Annotated in this window: 17 protein-coding genes; 15 read left to right on the top strand and 2 right to left on the bottom strand. The window is 71.9% G+C overall.

Annotated features, from left to right (window positions below; genetic code table 11):
* Positions 1–2 precede the first annotated feature (2 nt).
* From bchM to ASG60_RS23220, 15 genes are all read left to right on the top strand, one after another.
* Positions 3–719: a magnesium protoporphyrin IX methyltransferase gene (bchM, locus tag ASG60_RS18520; protein ID WP_056168786.1), complete on the top strand. Its 717-nt coding sequence runs from the start codon at positions 3–5 to the stop codon at positions 717–719.
* Positions 716–2,155, top strand: a complete 1,440-nt coding sequence (locus ASG60_RS18515) for a BCD family MFS transporter (RefSeq protein WP_056267300.1) — start codon at positions 716–718, stop codon at positions 2,153–2,155. The genes bchM and ASG60_RS18515 overlap by 4 nt, the downstream gene beginning before the upstream one ends.
* 17 nt (positions 2,156–2,172) lie before the next feature.
* Positions 2,173–2,949: a photosynthetic reaction center subunit H gene (puhA, locus tag ASG60_RS18510; RefSeq protein ID WP_056168782.1), complete on the top strand. Its 777-nt coding sequence runs from the start codon at positions 2,173–2,175 to the stop codon at positions 2,947–2,949.
* Complete coding sequence (gene puhB / locus ASG60_RS18505; RefSeq protein ID WP_056387064.1) at positions 2,946–3,623, top strand: photosynthetic complex putative assembly protein PuhB; 678 nt, start codon at positions 2,946–2,948, stop codon at positions 3,621–3,623. Before puhA ends, puhB begins: the two co-directional genes overlap by 4 nt.
* A 12-nt stretch (positions 3,624–3,635) precedes the next feature.
* Positions 3,636–4,100, top strand: a complete 465-nt coding sequence (gene puhC, locus ASG60_RS18500; RefSeq protein WP_244473697.1) for a photosynthetic complex assembly protein PuhC — start codon at positions 3,636–3,638, stop codon at positions 4,098–4,100.
* On the top strand, positions 4,097–4,399 hold the full coding sequence (locus ASG60_RS18495) for a hypothetical protein (protein WP_056168774.1): 303 nt from the start codon (positions 4,097–4,099) through the stop codon (positions 4,397–4,399). The genes puhC and ASG60_RS18495 overlap by 4 nt, the downstream gene beginning before the upstream one ends.
* Before the next feature lie 23 nt (positions 4,400–4,422).
* On the top strand, positions 4,423–5,478 hold the full coding sequence (gene acsF / locus ASG60_RS18490; protein ID WP_274533780.1) for a magnesium-protoporphyrin IX monomethyl ester (oxidative) cyclase: 1,056 nt from the start codon (positions 4,423–4,425) through the stop codon (positions 5,476–5,478).
* Between the two features lie 4 nt (positions 5,479–5,482).
* Positions 5,483–6,346 carry a putative photosynthetic complex assembly protein PuhE gene (gene puhE / locus ASG60_RS18485; RefSeq protein WP_082531828.1) on the top strand — a complete coding sequence of 288 codons (864 nt, stop codon included), beginning with the start codon at positions 5,483–5,485 and terminating at the stop codon, positions 6,344–6,346.
* Between the two features lie 69 nt (positions 6,347–6,415).
* On the top strand, positions 6,416–7,633 hold the full coding sequence (gene hemA / locus ASG60_RS18480; protein ID WP_056267292.1) for a 5-aminolevulinate synthase: 1,218 nt from the start codon (positions 6,416–6,418) through the stop codon (positions 7,631–7,633).
* A 63-nt stretch (positions 7,634–7,696) separates the two neighbouring features.
* A complete protein-coding gene (gene bchI / locus ASG60_RS18475; RefSeq protein ID WP_082531827.1) occupies positions 7,697–8,848 on the top strand; it encodes a magnesium chelatase ATPase subunit I in 1,152 nt (383 codons plus the stop codon).
* The gene (locus ASG60_RS18470; protein ID WP_056387062.1) at positions 8,845–10,551 is read left to right on the top strand and encodes a magnesium chelatase subunit D; all 1,707 of its coding nucleotides are present in this window, start codon (positions 8,845–8,847) and stop codon (positions 10,549–10,551) included. The genes bchI and ASG60_RS18470 overlap by 4 nt, the downstream gene beginning before the upstream one ends.
* Before the next feature lie 10 nt (positions 10,552–10,561).
* On the top strand, positions 10,562–11,458 hold the full coding sequence (gene bchO / locus ASG60_RS18465; protein ID WP_056306616.1) for an alpha/beta fold hydrolase BchO: 897 nt from the start codon (positions 10,562–10,564) through the stop codon (positions 11,456–11,458).
* Positions 11,459–11,502: 44 nt separating this feature from the next.
* Positions 11,503–13,029: a phytoene desaturase gene (locus ASG60_RS18460; protein WP_056387060.1), complete on the top strand. Its 1,527-nt coding sequence runs from the start codon at positions 11,503–11,505 to the stop codon at positions 13,027–13,029.
* Positions 13,010–14,155, top strand: coding sequence for a phytoene/squalene synthase family protein (locus ASG60_RS18455; protein ID WP_056387059.1), 1,146 nt, complete (start codon positions 13,010–13,012; stop codon positions 14,153–14,155). The genes ASG60_RS18460 and ASG60_RS18455 overlap by 20 nt, the downstream gene beginning before the upstream one ends.
* The gene (locus ASG60_RS23220) at positions 14,152–14,304 is read left to right on the top strand and encodes a hypothetical protein (RefSeq protein WP_200918887.1); all 153 of its coding nucleotides are present in this window, start codon (positions 14,152–14,154) and stop codon (positions 14,302–14,304) included. The genes ASG60_RS18455 and ASG60_RS23220 overlap by 4 nt, the downstream gene beginning before the upstream one ends.
* Before the next feature lie 36 nt (positions 14,305–14,340).
* Here ASG60_RS23220 and ASG60_RS18450 read toward each other — a convergent pair whose 3' ends face one another.
* A complete protein-coding gene (locus ASG60_RS18450; protein WP_056306644.1) occupies positions 14,341–15,201 on the bottom strand; it encodes a carotenoid 1,2-hydratase in 861 nt (286 codons plus the stop codon).
* Positions 15,198–16,724, bottom strand: a complete 1,527-nt coding sequence (gene crtD / locus ASG60_RS18445; protein WP_056387057.1) for a 1-hydroxycarotenoid 3,4-desaturase CrtD — start codon at positions 16,722–16,724, stop codon at positions 15,198–15,200. Before crtD ends, ASG60_RS18450 begins: the two co-directional genes overlap by 4 nt.
* Between the last annotated feature and the right edge of the window lie 57 nt (positions 16,725–16,781).

The following is a 16,781-nucleotide window of genomic DNA, read 5'->3' as shown; positions in this document are numbered from 1 at the left end:
CCATGACCAGCTACGCGACCCGCCGCTCGCAGCTCACCACCTACTTCGACCGCACCGCCGTCGACGCCTGGGCGCGCCTCACCTCCGACGCGCCGGTGTCGAAGATCCGCGCCACCGTGCGGGCCGGGCGCGACGCCATGCGGGCGAACCTCCTGTCCTGGCTGCCGGAAGACCTCACCGGCCGGCGCGTCCTCGACGCCGGCTGCGGCACCGGAGCGCTCAGCATCGAGGCGGCGCGCCGTGGCGCCGAGGTGGTGGCCATCGACGTCTCGCCGACCCTCGTCGGCCTTGCCCGCGAGCGCCTCGCCGAAGTCCCCGAAGCCGCCCGCATCGACTTTCGCGTCGGCGATATGCTCGATCCCTGGCTCGGCCGCTTCGACCACGTCGTTGCGATGGATTCCCTGATCCACTACGCCACCCCCGACATCGTCCGGGCGCTCGCCGAACTGTCCCTGCGCACCGACGGCTCCGTGGTGTTCACCGTGGCCCCGCGCACGCCGCTGCTCACCCTCATGCACTGGGCCGGCCGCGCCTTTCCCCGCGCCGACCGGGCGCCCGCCATCGTGCCGGTGGCGGAGAGGACCCTGCGCCGCCGGGTCGCCGCAGAACCGGTGCTCTCCGGATTCGGGCTCGCCCGGACGCACCGGGTCAACAGCGGCTTCTACCTGTCGCAGGCCTTCGAGCTGACCCGCACGTCGCCGGGGAGGGGGACGCCATGACCCGCCTCGGCGAGACCATGGCCCGGGGCTTCATGAAGCTCGGACCCGGCATCCTGCCGTTCGCGGATGCGGCCACCGTCGAGCTGCCCATGGGGCGCCTGCTGCGTCTGGCCCTGTTCCAGGTCACCGTCGGCATGGCCGCCGTGCTCCTCATCGGCACCCTCAACCGGGTGATGATCGTCGAGCTCGAAGTGCCGGCCTGGATCGTCGCCGTGATGCTGTCGCTGCCCCTGGTCTTCGCCCCGTTCCGGGCGCTGGTGGGCTTCCGCTCCGACACTCACCGCTCGGTGCTCGGCTGGCGTCGGGTGCCCTACATCTGGTTCGGCACCCTGCTGCAGTTCGGCGGGCTCGCCATCATGCCGTTCGCCCTCCTCATCCTGTCGGGCGACACCACCGGGCCGACTTGGCCGGGCCATGTGGCGGCCGCCCTGGCTTTCGTCCTCGTCGGCGCCGGCCTCCACACCACCCAGACCGTGGGCCTGGCGCTGGCCACCGACCTCGCGCCCGCCCATGTCCGCCCGAAGGTGGTGGCGCTGCTCTGCGTGATGCTCCTCCTCGGCATGCTGGTCAGCGCCGTGGTGTTCGGCTTGCTGCTCGCCGATTTCTCGGCGCTCCGCCTCATCAAGGTGATCCAGGGCGCGGCCGTCGTCACCATCGTGCTCAATGGCATCGCCCTGTGGAAGCAGGAGGCGCGCGATCCGTCGCGCACCGACAAGCGCGCGCCGCGCCAGACCTTCTCGCAATCCTGGGCGGCCTACGCCAACAACGGCCTCGCCCGCCGGCGCCTCGTCGCCACGGGGCTCGGCACCGCCGCCTTCTCCATGCAGGACATCCTGCTGGAGCCCTATGGCGGGCAGATCCTCCACCTGCCGGTGGCGGCGACCACGGCGCTCACCGCGATGCTGGCGGCCGGCGGCGGCCTCGGCCTGCTGCTGGCCGCACGCTGGCTCGGCCGGGGCGGCGACGCGTTCCGGGTGGCGGCGGCGGGCTCCGGTGTCGGTATCCTCGCCTTCTCGGCCGTGATCTTCGCCGCTCCCCTGAACTCCATTCCCCTCTTCGCGCTGGGCGTCACCCTCATCGGCCTCGGCGGCGGCCTGTTCGCCCACGGCACCCTCACGGCCTCGATGGCCAAGGCGGGCCCGGAGGAGACGGGGCTGGCGCTCGGCGCCTGGGGCGCCGTGCAGGCGAGTGCCGCCGGTGTCGCCATCGCGGCGAGCGGCATCCTGCGCGATCTCGGTTCGTACCTCGCCACCTCCGGCGCCCTGGGGGAGGGGATGAACCAGCCCTCCACCGGCTATCTCATGGTCTACCACCTCGAGATCGCGCTGCTGTTCGCGACCCTCGTCGCCATCGGCCCCCTGGTGCGCGACCCCGCCGCCCGGCGCCGCGCGGGGCGTTCCGCCTCGCCCGTCGCCCTACCCAACCCGTCAGCTTGAGAACCGGGAGACACGTCATGGGCAGAGGTGAAATCACGGGCTATGTCGACGTCGCGCAGGTGGTCCTCTACGCGTTCTGGATCTTCTTCGCCGGCCTGATCTTCTACCTGCGCCGCGAGGATCGGCGCGAGGGCTACCCCCTGGAGGCCGAGGGGCTGCCGGGCCGGCGCGCCACCCCGGACCCCATCCTGATCCCGACGCCGAAATTCTTCCACCTCTCCAACGGCGAGGTGAAGACCGCTCCGCCGCACGAGGGTCCCAACACCTGGAACTACCGCGGCCACAAGCACGAGGTCTGGCCGGGCGCCCCCCTGGAGCCCGACACCGACGGTCTGCACGACCAGATCGGCCCCGGCTCGTTCGCCGACCGAGACGATTCCCACGACCGCACCTGGGACGGCGACAAGCGGATCGTTCCCCTGCGGGTGGCCGAGCATTTCGTCGTCCACGAGGACGGCCCCAACCCCATCGGCATGACCGTGTTCGGCGCCGACCGGCAACCCGCCGGCACCGTCTCCGACCTCTGGGTCGATCGGGGAGAATCCATGGTGCGCTACTACGAGGTGGAACTCGGTGCCGGCGGTCGGCGCGTGCTGATGCCCAACACCTTCTGCCGCACGGGCCGCTTCTCGCGCACCGTGAAGACCGAGGCGCTGCTGGCCCACCAGTTCGCCGACATCCCCGCCCACAGGGACCCGGATTCGGTGACCCTTTACGAGGAGGAGCGGATCATGGCCTTCTTCGGTGCCGGCACCCTCTACGCGACCCCCGGACGACAGGAGGCCTTCCTGTGACCCGAGCCCTCAGCCAGACCCACGGCGTCCCCGCCAACCGCTTCGACGCGCCGCCCGGCCTGCCGGCCCCGCTGCCCGCCGGCGAACACATCCTCTGGCAGGGCCGCCCCGGCGGCCTCGCCATCGGACTGCGCGCCCTGCACATCCGCCTCGTGGCCCTGTGGTTTTTCGGATTGGCCCTCTGGGCGGCCGTCCCCCTCGCGGCGGAGGGCCGGCTCGTCGAGGCCGCGATCGCCGCCGGGCCGACGCTCGCCATCGGCACCGGCGCCGTGGCGCTCCTCGGCTTCCTCGGCTGGCTCTCGGCGCGCTCGACCACCTACACCATCACCAACCGCCGGGTGGTGATGCGGGTCGGCATCGCCCTGCCCATGACCCTGAACCTGCCCTTCGGCCTCGTGGACGGCGCCGGCTGCCGGCACTTCTCCGACGGCACCGGCGACCTCGCCCTGCGGGTGAAGCCCGGCAACCGCATCGCCTATCTCCACCTCTGGCCCCATGCCCGACCGTGGCACGTGACGGCCCCCGAGCCGATGATGCGCTCGGTGCCCGACGCGGCCGATGTCTCGGCCATCCTCGCCCGCGCCCTCGCGGCGGCCCGGGAGGTCGAAGAGGAGTCCGCCAACCCGGTGATCCGGCCCCGCGCCCGCGGCCCCCGTCTCGCCACCGCCAGCTGAAGGAGCCATCCCGTGAGTGGACGCACTCTGAACGCCCCCATGGGCCGAGCGAGCTGGTTCCCCGTCGGCGCCGGCCTTCTCCTCGCCTTCGCCCTCGGGACCATCGGCATCGCCCGGCACGAAGGGGTCGGCCTGACGCGAATGCCCCCGGCCCAGCCCGTCCGTACCCTGCGCCTGACCGCCGAGGACCGGGCGGACGGGGCGATCCTCCTGCGCGACGCGGTGAAGGGCACCCTCGTCGCCACCGTGGAGCCGGGCCAGGACAACTTCATGCGCGCCACCCTGAGGGGCTTCGGCCAGGCTCGCCTGCGTGCCGGGTTCGGCCGTGAGGCACCGTTCCGCCTCACCCATTTCGACGACGGCAGCCTTGCCCTCGACGACGAGCTCACCGGCCGCGCGGTCAATCTCGGCGCCTTCGGTCCGTCGAACTTCGTCGCGTTCGCCCGCCTGCTGCCCGAGCCCGGAGCCCCCCGATGATCGCCTGGCTGAACGGCCGCCGCACCGTCGAGGTGCCCTGTACCGTGGAGATCGAGCAGACGCCCGAGAGCCTCCATGCCCACGTGACCCTCGACGCCGACTTCGACATCGAGCCCGGCGACGAGGTCCTCGTCCACGATTCCCCCGTGAGCGTCCCCTACGGCGAGCGTCTCACGGTCCGCCGCACCGCCACGGTGATCCGGGCCGGACGCCTGGAGCGGTTCTGGACCAGGCTCGCCGGGCACCTCGAACTCACCGAACTCTACGAAGTCAGCTTTTCCGAGAGGAGGCGCCTGTGACCGTCTCGATCCAGCACCAGACCGTGAAGCCCAAGCTGCCCATGAATGAGGGCACCAAGGCCGCGCACGAGACCACCTTCCTGTCGCCGCGCTTCTACACCACGGACTTCGAGGAACTCGACCGCACCGACGTCGAGCCCGTGCGCGCGGACTGGGACAAGCTCATCGCCGAGTTGCGCGACGACCCGAACAAGCGCCACTTCACCCGCAATTCCGATTTTGACGCCGACATGTCTGGCCTCGACCCGGAGCTGCGCAAGGAGTTCATGGACTTCCTCGTGTCGTCCATCACCGCCGAGTTTTCCGGCTGCGTGCTCTACGCGGAGATGCGCAAGCGCGCCAAGAACCCCGATATCCGCGAACTGTTCGGCTTCATGAGCCGCGACGAGGCCCGCCACGCCGGGTTCATCAACGACGTGCTGAAGGACTTCGGTATCGGCGTAGACCTGGGCTTCCTGACCAAGTCCAAGAAATACACTTTCTTTCGCCCAAAATTCATCTTCTACGCCACCTACCTCTCCGAGAAGATCGGCTACGCCCGCTACATCACCATTTTTCGCGAATTGGAGCGCCATCCCGAGCGGCGCTTCCACCCGATCTTCAAGTGGTTCGAGAAGTGGTGCAACGACGAGTTCCGCCACGGCGAAGCCTTCGCGCTGCTGATGCGCGCCAACCCGAAGTTGACCACGGGCGTGAACCGCTACTGGATCAAGTTCTTCCTGCTCGCCGTGTTCGCGACCATGTATGTGCGTGACCATTGCCGCCCGGCCTTCCACAAGGCGCTCGGCGTCGATCCGACCGATTACGATTTCAAGGTGTTCCGCATCACCTCGGAAATCTCGAAGCAGACCTTCCCGCTCACCCTCGATCTCGAGAGCCCGAAGTTCAAGCGGGCCCTCGACCGGCTGCTCGCCTGCTCCAACGGCATCGCCGACGCCAAGGCGCAGGGCGGACTGATGGGTAAGCTCAAGCACGGCGCCTGGATCGCGGCCTCGGCGGTGAACTTCGCCCGGCTCTACGCGCTGCCGACCCTCGACAACCCGATGCCGGCCGAAATCCGCCTCGAGCCGGTCTGGTAGGGCGATGGCCGCCTACGCCGTCCCCGCCCTCTACGCGGTGGTGATCTGGTGGTTCTCCACCGGGCTCATCATCCTGCTCGATCACCGCCCGCGCTCCACCCATCCCTGGAGCATGGCGGGCGGCACCCTGGTGCTCGCCGGAGCCCTGTGGGCCATCGGCACCAGCGCGGCGGACACCACCGAAGCGGGGGCCTACACCGCCTTCACCGGCGCGCTGCTGGTCTGGGGCTGGCAGGAGATGAGCTACTACATGGGCTTCGTCTCCGGGCCACGCACGGTGGCGTGCCCACCGGGCGCACGCGGGTTCGCCCGCTTCCGGGCGGCGCTGGCCACCAGCCTCTGGCACGAAGTCGCCATTATCGCCGGCGGCCTGGCGATCCTGTGGCTGACCTGGGGCGGCCCCAACCGCTTCGCGCTGTGGACCTACCTCATCCTGGCGGCCATGAACCTCTCGGCCCGGCTCAACATGTTTCTCGGCGTGCGCAACCTCAACGCCGAGTTCCTGCCCGCCCACCTCGCCTATCTCGCCGGCTTCCTGCGCAACCGGGCGATGAACCCGCTGTTCCCGCTCTCCGTCGCGGCGGCCGCGTCCGGCACCGTCTGGCTGGCCGCCGCCGCCCTGGGGGAGGGCATCGGCACCCACGAGCTCGTCGGCTTCACCGTCGTCACGACGCTCATGGCACTCGCCACCCTGGAGCACGGCTTCCTCATGCTGCCGCTGCCCTCGGCCGCCCTGTGGCAGTGGAGCCTGCCGGGGAAGAACGCCGCCCCGCGCGCAGCCCCCATGGGCGGTGGGGCGGATTACGGCGCGGTCGCTACGCCACCCCTCACGGCCCGGAGCCGGGAGGCGCACGAAACCGTCGGCTGAGCGTCGCCTTGCGACCTTCGCCACAAGAACGGGCAAAGACCACTGCAGAGAACGGGAAGGGGACAGGCCATGAACTACGAAAACTTCTTCGCCGCCGAACTCGACGGCCTCCACCGCGAGGGCCGCTACCGGGTGTTCACGGACCTGGAGCGGCACAACGGCCGCTTCCCCCACGCCACGCATCACACCCCCGGCGGCACCCGCCCGGTCACCGTGTGGTGCTCCAACGACTATCTCGGCATGGGCCAGCACCCGGTTGTGCTCGATGCCATGCACGAGGCCCTCGACCGCTGCGGCGCCGGGGCCGGCGGCACCCGCAACATCTCGGGCACCAACCATTATCACGTGCTGCTGGAGCAGGAGCTCGCCGACCTCCACGGCAAGGAGGCCGCGCTCCTGTTCACCTCCGGCTACGTCTCCAACTGGGCGGCGCTCGGCACCCTCGCGGGCAAGCTCCCGAACTGCGCGGTGTTTTCCGACGCCGAGAATCACGCCTCGATGATCGAGGGCATCAAGGCGAGCCGGGCCGAGCGCCACATCTTCCGCCACAACGACCCGGAGGATCTCGACCGCAAGCTGCGTCTGGTCGACCCCTCCCGCCCGAAGCTCGTGGCCTTCGAGTCCGTCTATTCCATGGACGGCGACATCGCCCCCATCGCGGAGATCTGCGACGTGGCGGAAGCCCACGGCGCGCTCACCTACCTCGACGAGGTCCACGCGGTCGGCCTCTACGGGCAACGCGGCGGCGGCATCTCCGAGCGCGACGGCCTCGCCCACCGCCTCGACGTCATCGAGGGGACGCTGGGCAAGGCGTTCGCGGTGCATGGCGGCTACATCACCGCCTCGGCGAAGCTCTGCGATTTCGTCCGCAGCTTCGCCTCGGGTTTCATCTTCACCACCTCGCTGCCGCCCGCCGTGGCGGCGGGCGCGGCGGCCAGCATCCGTCACCTCAAGGCCAGTGGATCGGAGCGTACCCGGCATCAGGAGCGGGTCGCCACCGTCCGCGCGCGCCTCGACGCGGCCGGCATCCCGTACCTGCCCAACGACAGCCACATCGTGCCGGTGATGGTCTGCGACCCCGTGCTGTGCAAGGCGATCAGCGACACCCTGCTCGACACGTTCGGCATCTACGTCCAGCCGATCAACTATCCCACGGTCCCGCGCGGCACCGAGCGCCTGCGCATCACCCCGTCCCCGCTCCACACGGATGCCGACATCGACCACTTGGTGAATGCGCTCAGCACCATCTGGGGCCGGATGGGCGTCGAGCGCGCGGCAGCCGAGTAGACCCTGCTCCCCATCACACGGGGAGATGCGAACGACGCGTCGAGACAAGGTGAAATCGGCCCCATGATCGTCAACGGATCGACCCACGCGGTGCATCGTAAACCGGCCTCCGTCGCACCCCCGAACGCGGAGACCGGCGTGATCCGGGCGGCGGGACGGGCGAAGCCGGCGCGTCCGGACACGGCGCCGTACGCGCCGGCCCCGAGCTTCCCGTTCTCGGCCATCGTCGGCCAGGACGAGATGCGCCAGGCGCTCCTCATCGCGGCCGTGGACCCGTCCGTCGGCGGCGTCCTCGTCTTCGGCGATCGCGGCACGGGCAAATCCACGGCGATCCGGGGGCTCGCCGCCCTCCTGCCGCCCATGCGGGCGGTGGCCGGGTGCCCCTATGCCTGCGATCCCGCCCGGCCGGGCGATCTGTGCCACCTCTGCCGCGACCACGCCGGCGGCCTGAAGGTCCACACCGTCCCGGTGCCGGTGGTGGACCTGCCGCTCGGCGCCACCGAGGACCGGGTGGTGGGCGCCCTCGACCTCGAACGGGCGCTCGCCCACGGGCAGAAGGCGTTCGAGCCGGGGTTGCTGGCGCGGGCCAACCGGGGCTTCCTCTACATCGACGAGGTCAATCTCCTCGACGATCACCTCGTCGACCTACTCCTCGATGTCGCGGCGTCGGGGATCAACACCGTGGAGCGCGAGGGTCTGAGCATCCGCCATCCCGCCCGCTTCGTGCTGGTGGGCAGCGGCAACCCGGAGGAGGGCGAGTTGCGCCCACAACTCCTCGACCGCTTCGGCCTCGCCGTCGAGGTGACGACGCCGACGGATCTGCCGACCCGCATCGACGTGGTGCGTCGCCGCGACGCCTACGAGCGCGATCCGGAGGCGTTCTGCGCCGCCCATGCCGGGGCGGACGCGGCGATCCGCGAGACCCTCACCCGCGCCCGCGCGCACCTGCCGTCGCTCACCGTGCCCGACGCCACCCTGGAGGCGGCCGCCCGGCTCTGCCTCGCACTCGGGACCGACGGACTGCGGGGCGAACTCACCCTCATGCGCACGGCCCGGGCGCTCGCGGCCCTGGAGGCGGCCGACACCGTCGGCGTCGATCACCTCGCCCGCATCGCCCCGGCGGCCCTGCGCCATCGCCTGCGCCGCAATCCGCTCGACGAATCCGGGTCCACCGCCCGCGTCACCCGGGCCGTGGCGGAGGTTTTCGCCCCGTGACCACCTGGGCCGACGCGGTGCTGGTGGCGCGCCTCGCGGCGGCCGATCCACACGGGGTCGGCGGCGTGGTCGTGCGTGCCGGCGCGGGCCCCGTACGCGAGGCCTGGCTCGCAGCCCTGCGCGTAGCCCTTCCGAGCGACAGGCCGATGAGGCGGATGCCCGGCAGCATCACCGATGCGCGCCTGCTCGGCGGCCTCGATCTACCCGCCACCCTCGCGGCCGGACGTCCCGTGGCGGAGACCGGGCTTCTGGCCGAGACCGATGGCGGCCTCCTCGTCGTTCCCATGGCCGAACGCCTGTCACCCGGGCAGGCGGCCCGTCTCGCCGCGATCCTCGACACCGGCACCGTACGGGTGGAGCGCGACGGCCTCGGACGATGCCACCCGGCACGCCTCGGGGTGATCCTTCTCGATGAGGGTCAGGGCGACGACGAGGCCGTGCCGGACGCCCTGGCCGACCGCCTCGCCCTGCACATCGATCTCACGGACGTCCCCTGGCGCGATGCGGTCCCGGTGGACGACCCGTCCCACGCCGAAGCGTCCGATCCGGGGGCAGAGGACGTTCTCGGCGCCCTGTGCCGGGCCGCCGACGCCCTCGGGGTGGTGTCGCTCCGCGGTCCGCTCCTGGCCGCCCGGGTCGCGCGGCTGCTCGCCCGTCTCGAGGGGCGTGCGGTTCCGGGCGAGAACGATACGATCCGGGCCGCACGCCTCGTTCTCGGCCCGAGGGCGACGCGGATGCCCACAGCCGAACCGACGCCCGAGGCCGCCGTGCCCGAGGAGTCCGCGCGGGAGGAGACCACGCCCGAACCGGATACCCCCACCGAGCACGAGGAGACCTCCGCCTCCCTCGACCAGCGCATGGTCGAGGCCGCGCGCAGCGCCCTTCCGCCCGGTCTTCTCGCCGGGCTCATCGCGGCGGGAGCACGCCCGCGCCAACCGCGGGCCGGCAAAGCGGGGGCCGCCGCCGCGTCGCCGCGCGCCGGACGGCCCCTGGGCACGCGCGCCGGCGATCCGCGCCAGGGACGCCTCTCCCTCGTCGACACCTTGCGCGCCGCCGCACCCTGGCAGCGTTTGCGCCGGACGGCGGGCGAGCCCCAGGGCATCCGGATCCGCCCGGAGGATCTACGCGTCACGCGCTTCGTCCAGCGCACGCAGACCACGACGATCTTCGCCGTCGATGCCTCGGGTTCGGCCGCCCTCGAACGCCTCGCCGAGGCCAAGGGCGCCGTGGAGCTGCTCCTGGCCGAAGCCTATACCCGCCGGGACCGCGTCGCCGTCCTGGCGTTTCGCGGGCTCGGGGCCGAGTTGATCCTACCCCCCACCCGCGCCCTGGCGCGGGCGCGGCGGGGTTTGAGCGCGCTGCCCGGAGGCGGGGGCACGCCGCTGGCTGCGGGCCTCGATGCAGCGGCGGCACTCGCCCGGAGCGTGCACCGGGGCGGGGGAACGCCGGTGGTGGTGGTGCTCACGGACGGACGCGCCAACATCACGCGCGCGGGTGCGGCCGGCCGTACGCAGGCAGGCGCCGACGCCCTCGCGGCAGCCACGGCCCTGCGGGCCGACGGGGTCCGCACCATCCTCATCGACACGGCGGCCCGGCCGCAGGACACCGCCCGCCGCATCGCCGAGGCCATGGGTGCGCGCTATCTCCCCTTGCCCTACGCCGATGCGGGGGCGATGCGTGCCGCCATCCGGGCGGCGACCTGAGGGAGCGATCATGTCCGCGCCGAGCGATCGACCCGCCTGGGAGCGCGAAGGCGCGGATTGGCCCCACCGCGAGGCCAGCCGTTTCGTCGAAGCCTCTGGCCTGACCTGGCACGTCCAGACCTTCGGCGACGCCGCTGCTCCGGTGCTCCTGCTCCTGCACGGCACCGGCGCGGCCACCCATTCGTGGCGCGGCCTCGCTCCCCTGCTGGCGCAGGATTTCTTCGTCGTGGCGCCGGATCTCCCCGGCCACGCCTTCACCGATCCGCTGCCCGCGAACCGCCTGTCCCTGCCCGGCATGGCGGCGGCGATCCGTGATCTCCTCTCCGCCCTCGGGGTGGTCCCGGAGGTGATGGTCGGCCACTCTGCCGGCGCCGCGCTCCTCGTCCGGCTCTGCCTCGACGGCCTCGCCCCCCGCCACCTCGTCGCCCTCAACGGGGCGTTGACGCCGTTTCCCGGCCTCGCATCCGTGCTGTTCCCGAGTCTCGCCCGGATGCTGTTCCTCAATTCGGTGACGCCGCGAATCTTCGCCTGGACCGCCGACCGCCCGGCGGTGGAGCGCCTCATCCGCGGCACCGGCTCGCGTCTCGATGCCGGGGGGCTCGATCTCTATCGGCGCTTGTTCCGCTGCCCCGGCCACGTCGCCGGAGCACTCGGCATGATGGCGAACTGGGATCTGGCGGCGCTGGACCGCGCCATCACCCGGCTCACCGTGCCGACGACCCTGGTGGTGGGCGGCGACGACCGGGCGATCTCGCCCGACACCGCCTTCGCCCTACAGAAGCGCCTGCCCCATGCGCGGGTCGAATTGCTGCGCAACCTCGGCCACCTCGCCCACGAGGAGGCGCCCGCGGCGGTCGCCGGGATCATCCGCCAGCTCAGCCCGGCACGGGCCGCGGCAGAGGCGTAAAACAGCGCTTGCGTCCCGTCGCGGACGCGGATTAGTGTCACCTTATGTTGACACTCGCCGACATGCCGAACCCTGTGACGAGCTCCGATCCGCGCGCCCACGCGGTGGTGATCGGCTCCGGCTTCGGCGGTCTGGCGGCGGCGATCCGCCTCGGCGCCCGGGGTTACCGGGTCACGGTGCTGGAGCGCCTGGAGCAGCCCGGCGGTCGCGCCCGCGTCCACCGCCAGGACGGATTCACCTTCGACGCCGGCCCGACCATCGTCACGGCGCCGTTCCTGTTCGAGGAGCTGTGGCGCCTGTGCGGCCGGCGCATGGACGACGATGTGACGCTCGTGCCCATGCGGCCGTTCTACCGCATCCGCTTCGACGACGGCGCCACCTTCGACTACAGCGGCGACATCGCCGCCATGCGGGCCGAAGTCGCGAAGTTCTCATCCGCCGATGTCGCCGGATACGAGGCCTTCATGGCCCGCTCCGAGGCGATCTGCCGGGTCGGGTTCGAGGAACTCGGCCACGTGCCGTTCTCGTCGGTCACCGACATGCTGCGGATCATGCCGCGCCTGCTGCGCCTCGGTGGCCACCGCTCGGTCTACGACCTCGTCGCCAGCTACATCCGCGACGAGCGCCTGCGGACGATCTTCTCCTTCCACCCGCTGCTCATCGGCGGAAGCCCGTTCCGGGCGAGCGCGATCTACTGCCTCATCGCCCATCTCGAGCGGCGCTGGGGCGTCCACTTCGCCATGGGCGGCACCGGACGCCTCGTCGACGGCCTATGCGACCTCATCCGGGGGCAGGGCGGGGCGCTACGCTGCGGCGCCGACGTCGCCCGCATCACCGTGGCGGGTGGAAAAGCCACGGGCGTCACCCTGGCGAATGGCGAAGCGATCCCGGCCGAGATCGTGGTGTCGAACGCCGATTCGGCCTTCACCTACGGGACTTTGCTCGGCGGCACCGCCAAACGCTGGAATGCCCGGCGCCTCGGGCGCGCGCATTCCTCCATGGGCCTGTTCGTCTGGTACTTCGGCACCAGCAAGAAATTTCCCGATGTCGCCCACCACACCATCCTGATGGGCCCGCGCTATCGCGGCCTCATCGAGGACATCTTCACCAAGAAGCGTCTGGCGAAGGATTTCAGCCTCTACCTGCATCGGCCCACCGCCACCGACCCGATGCTGGCCCCGCCCGGACACGACGCGTTCTACGTGCTGTCGCCGGTGCCGAACCTAGACGGCGGCCAGGATTGGGCGGCGCTCGCCGAACCCTACCGGGAGGCCATCGCGCGGCATCTGGAAGCCACGGTGATGCCGGGGCTCTCCGAGAGCCTCGTTACGTCGAAAGTCACGACCCCCAACGACTTCGCCAGCGATTTCCTGAGCTATCGCGGATCCGGCTTCGGCCTCGAACCCGTGCTGACGCAATCGGCGTGGTTCCGGCCGCACAATGCGTCCGAGAACGTGCGCAACCTCTACCTCGTCGGGGCCGGCACCCATCCGGGCGCCGGACTGCCCGGCGTCCTCTCCTCTGCCCGAGTCCTCGATTCCGTGGTGCCGGATGCGCGCGTCTTCGCCTGAGGCCGTCAGGCCGTCCTTCTGGGCAACCCCCGAGCCCGACAGGCCGCCCCTCTGGGCGACGCCGCACGCCGACGCCGCCGACCGGGCCGCGTGCCGGAACGCGATCCGGGCGGGCTCGCGCAGCTTCTTTGCCGCCTCCGCCCTTCTGCCGGCCCATGTCCGGCGCCCGGCCTACGGGCTCTACGCGTTCTGCCGCCTGTCCGACGACGCCGTCGACGACGTGGCGCCCGTCGCCCGGACAGCGGCCGCGGCCCGCCTGTCCGCCCGCCTGACCCGCGCCTATGACGGGCGCCCCGCCGACGCCCCCGCCGACCGGGCGCTCGCCGACCTCGTCGTCGCCCACGCCATCCCGCAGGCCCTGCCCATGGCGCTCATCGAGGGGCTGGCCTGGGATGGGGAGGGCCGGCGCTACGCGACGCTCTCCGACCTCACCGCCTACGCCGCCCGGGTCGCCGCCAGCGTCGGCGTGATGATGACCCTGATCATGGGGTCACGCGATCCGGCCGTCCTCGCCCGGGCCTGCGACCTCGGAATCGCCATGCAGTTCACCAATATCGCCCGCGACGTCGGTGAGGATGCCCGTGCGGGCCGGCTCTACCTGCCCGTCGACTGGCTGAGAGAAGCCGGGATCGATCCGGAGGCCTTCCTGACCGACCCGCACCCGAGCCCGGCCCTGGCGGGCGTCGTCGCCCGGCTGCTCGCGGCGGCGGACCTCCTCTACATCCGCTCGGAAGCGGGCCTCTCCGGCCTGCCGCGCGCCTGCCGGCCGGCGATCCGCGCGGCTCGGCTCATCTACGCTGAGATCGGACGGGAGTTGGAGCGCCAGGACCTCGATCCGGTGACCACCCGGGCTCGCGTCGATGGCCGGCGCAAGGCGGCGCTCCTGGCCCGCGCCACCCTGACGCCCACCTTCGCGCCCGCGCAGGATCGCCATGCGCCGCCCCTGGCCGAGGTCACGTTCCTCGTCGCGGCCGTGGCCGCACAGCCGGTGCCCGCCGGTCCGGCCTGGTGGGACGTGCCCGGCCAGATGGCCCGGGTCCTCGACCTCGTCGAGACCCTGCGCGAGCGCGAGACCTTTGCGGGACCCGCCTTCGCGCCCGAGGGGTCCTCGCACGCCGTCCCGTGAGCGACCCGTTCTTCGCCGCCCTCGACATCGGCCTCGTGTTCGGCCTGGCGCTCGGTCTCGCCCTCTGGCAGCTCGTGGCGCTCAAGCGCGGCATCCGCCGCGACCGGGAGGCGGCCGCCCGCGCGAAGGCCGAGGCCGGCGATTCGTGAGCGCGACCGACCATCCGTCGGACACGAAGGCCCGCCTCACCCGAGCGGACGCGGCATCCGGAACGGCAGCATCCAGCGCACCAGGGGGTTCTTGAACCGGTCGAGCGACAGGCTCTCGTGGACCGGGCGCACCCGTTGCCCGCAGAGGGTCGTCTCCAGCAGGGAGCGGGCATAGAACGGCGTGTCCTCGAAGGTCCGCACCACCCGGGCCGTGCCATCGTCGCTGCGGGTCGAGCGGGGAATGCGCCACAGGCGAGTCGCCGGCAGGGCGGCGGGGCGGGGTGGATCGATGTCGCGCGGCGCGCCGGTGGCGTCGAAGCGCAGGGACAGGTTCTGAACGGTGCCGTCGCGGCGCCGCACGTCGTAGAGAATCGCGGCGCCGTCCGTGAGATCGGCCCGGCACCAGGTCCAATCCGTGAAGGCGTCCTCAAGGGGCGTATCGCCGTGGTTGGTGTCGAAGTAGGCCGTCCCGGTCCAGGTCAGCGACGGCTCGGTGAGGGCGACCTCCACGGGCGAGGACGGCGCCATCGGCCACCAGCGATGCCGGCCCTGTCCATCGAGGCTGAACGGGCCGGGGGTGAGGCCGGTGGGGCGAACCCGCACGGTGCCGCGGACCCGTGAGGGGATCGGTGCCGTCACCTCGTCGAGGTTGATGGTGAGGGTGGTGCCGTCCCAGGCGAGATCGCTCGGACCGATGGCGAGATGCGTCGCGTCCCGCGACACGGCCCGGCGCCCGCGCTCGGTCATGCAGAAGCGGTTCGACCGCTCCCCGTAGAGCACCACGTTGACGGCGCAGTGCCGGAACGGGTCGCGGCTCCTGTCCCAGGCGTAGTAGGGCGAGAACACCGAGCCGATGAAGGCGATGATGGTCAGCCCCTGGCGCCCATCGGCACTCAGGGCATCGACGTACCACCAGACGTAGCCGCCGCGGCCGACCGGCGTATCGAAGCGCGGGCGGTGCTCCGGTCCGCCAGCAGGCTGTCCGCCGCGAGCCGGCCCGATTGCGCCGCCATCGGCACCCCCGGCCCCGGATGGACGCTGCCCCCGGCGAGGTACAGCCCCGGAATCGCCGTCCGTGCCCCCGGACGCTGGAACGAGGCCATCCACCCGTGCGAGGCCCGCCCGTAGAGGGCGCCCCCCGTCCCCGGAAACAGCGCCCCGAACCCCGCCGGCTCCGTCGTCACCGTCGCGGGCGTATCCGTCAGTGTCAGCCCGGAGGCCCCCAGGCGGCGATGAAGGGCGCTCGTGCATGTGGCGATCTCCGTAGGCGTGAAGGTGCCGCCCGCAGGCGCGTTGACGAGGCAGAGCAGGCGCTCGGCCCCGGACACGTCAGGGGCCGTGTCGCCCCGGTCCTGGGCGCAGACATAGACCGTGGGGTCGGTGGGCAGCCGCCCCCGGGCGATGGCGTCGAACTCGGCGGCATAGTCGCCGGAGAAGAACACCGTGTGGCGCAGGAGCGGGAAGCCTTCGGAGCAGGCGTTCATGCACAGGGTCACGGCCGAGAGCGAGCGCTCGGCCGGCGGAACCCGCTCGGCCCCCCGGGCGGCTTTCGCGCCGAGGAGTCCGTCGCCCAGCGCCGCCGCGTCGGCGTTGCAGATGACGGCGTCCGCCGGGATGCGCTCGCCGTCGGCGAGGTCCACGCCGGTGACGCCGGTGCGGTCGGTGACGATGCGTGCCACGTGGGCGCCATAGCGCAGGCGCGCACCGCGCTCGGCGGCCAGATCCGCCACCGCCCGGGCGAGGGCGCTGAGGCCGCCCGCGACATGCCAGACCCCTTGCGATTCGACATGGGCGACGAGCATCAGGGTGGCGGGCGCCCGGTAGGGCGAGGCGCCGCAATAGGTGGCATAGCGCCCGAAAAGCTGGCGCAGGCGCGGATCGGCGAAATAATCCCCCAGCGCCGACCACAGGGTGGTGAAGGGCTGGATGCGCCAGAGATCGCCGAGCCCCGACAGACCGGCGCGGCGGGTGAGGGCGAGGGGACTCGGCCGCTGCCCCCGGATGAACGGGCCTTCGAGGGTCCGGTAGACCGCCTCGGCGCGGGCGCGGAAGCGGTCGTAGCCCTCGGCCTCGCGGGCGCCGGCAAACGCCCCGATGGCGTCGCGGGAGGCGCGCGGATCGGCGAACAGGTCGAGGTGGCCGTCCGGCCCCCAGGTATGCCGCGCCAGGATCGCCGCCGGGCTGAGCGCGACGCGCCCCTCGAGGCTCGCGCCGCATTCCGAAAAGATCTCGTCGAGGACCCAGCGCATGGTGAAGACCGTGGGGCCGGCCTCCACGGCCCGGCCGTCGACGGAGACGCTGCGCATCTTGCCGCCCGGATGCGCGGCGCGTTCGAGCACGGTCACGTCGAGGCCCGCATGGGCCAGCCGGAGGGCCGCCACCAATCCGCCGATCCCCGCTCCGATGACCACGACCCGCACGCGCCGGCTCCTCCGTCACCCAAACCAGTCCTTGACGAGTGTCAATATTATCTGACA

Source organism: Methylobacterium sp. Leaf469, assembly GCF_001424745.1.
Taxonomy (GTDB): Bacteria; Pseudomonadota; Alphaproteobacteria; order Rhizobiales; family Beijerinckiaceae; genus Methylobacterium.
The sequence above is the reverse complement of the archived record's forward strand: the minus strand, read 5'-3'. Positions and strand labels throughout refer to the sequence as shown.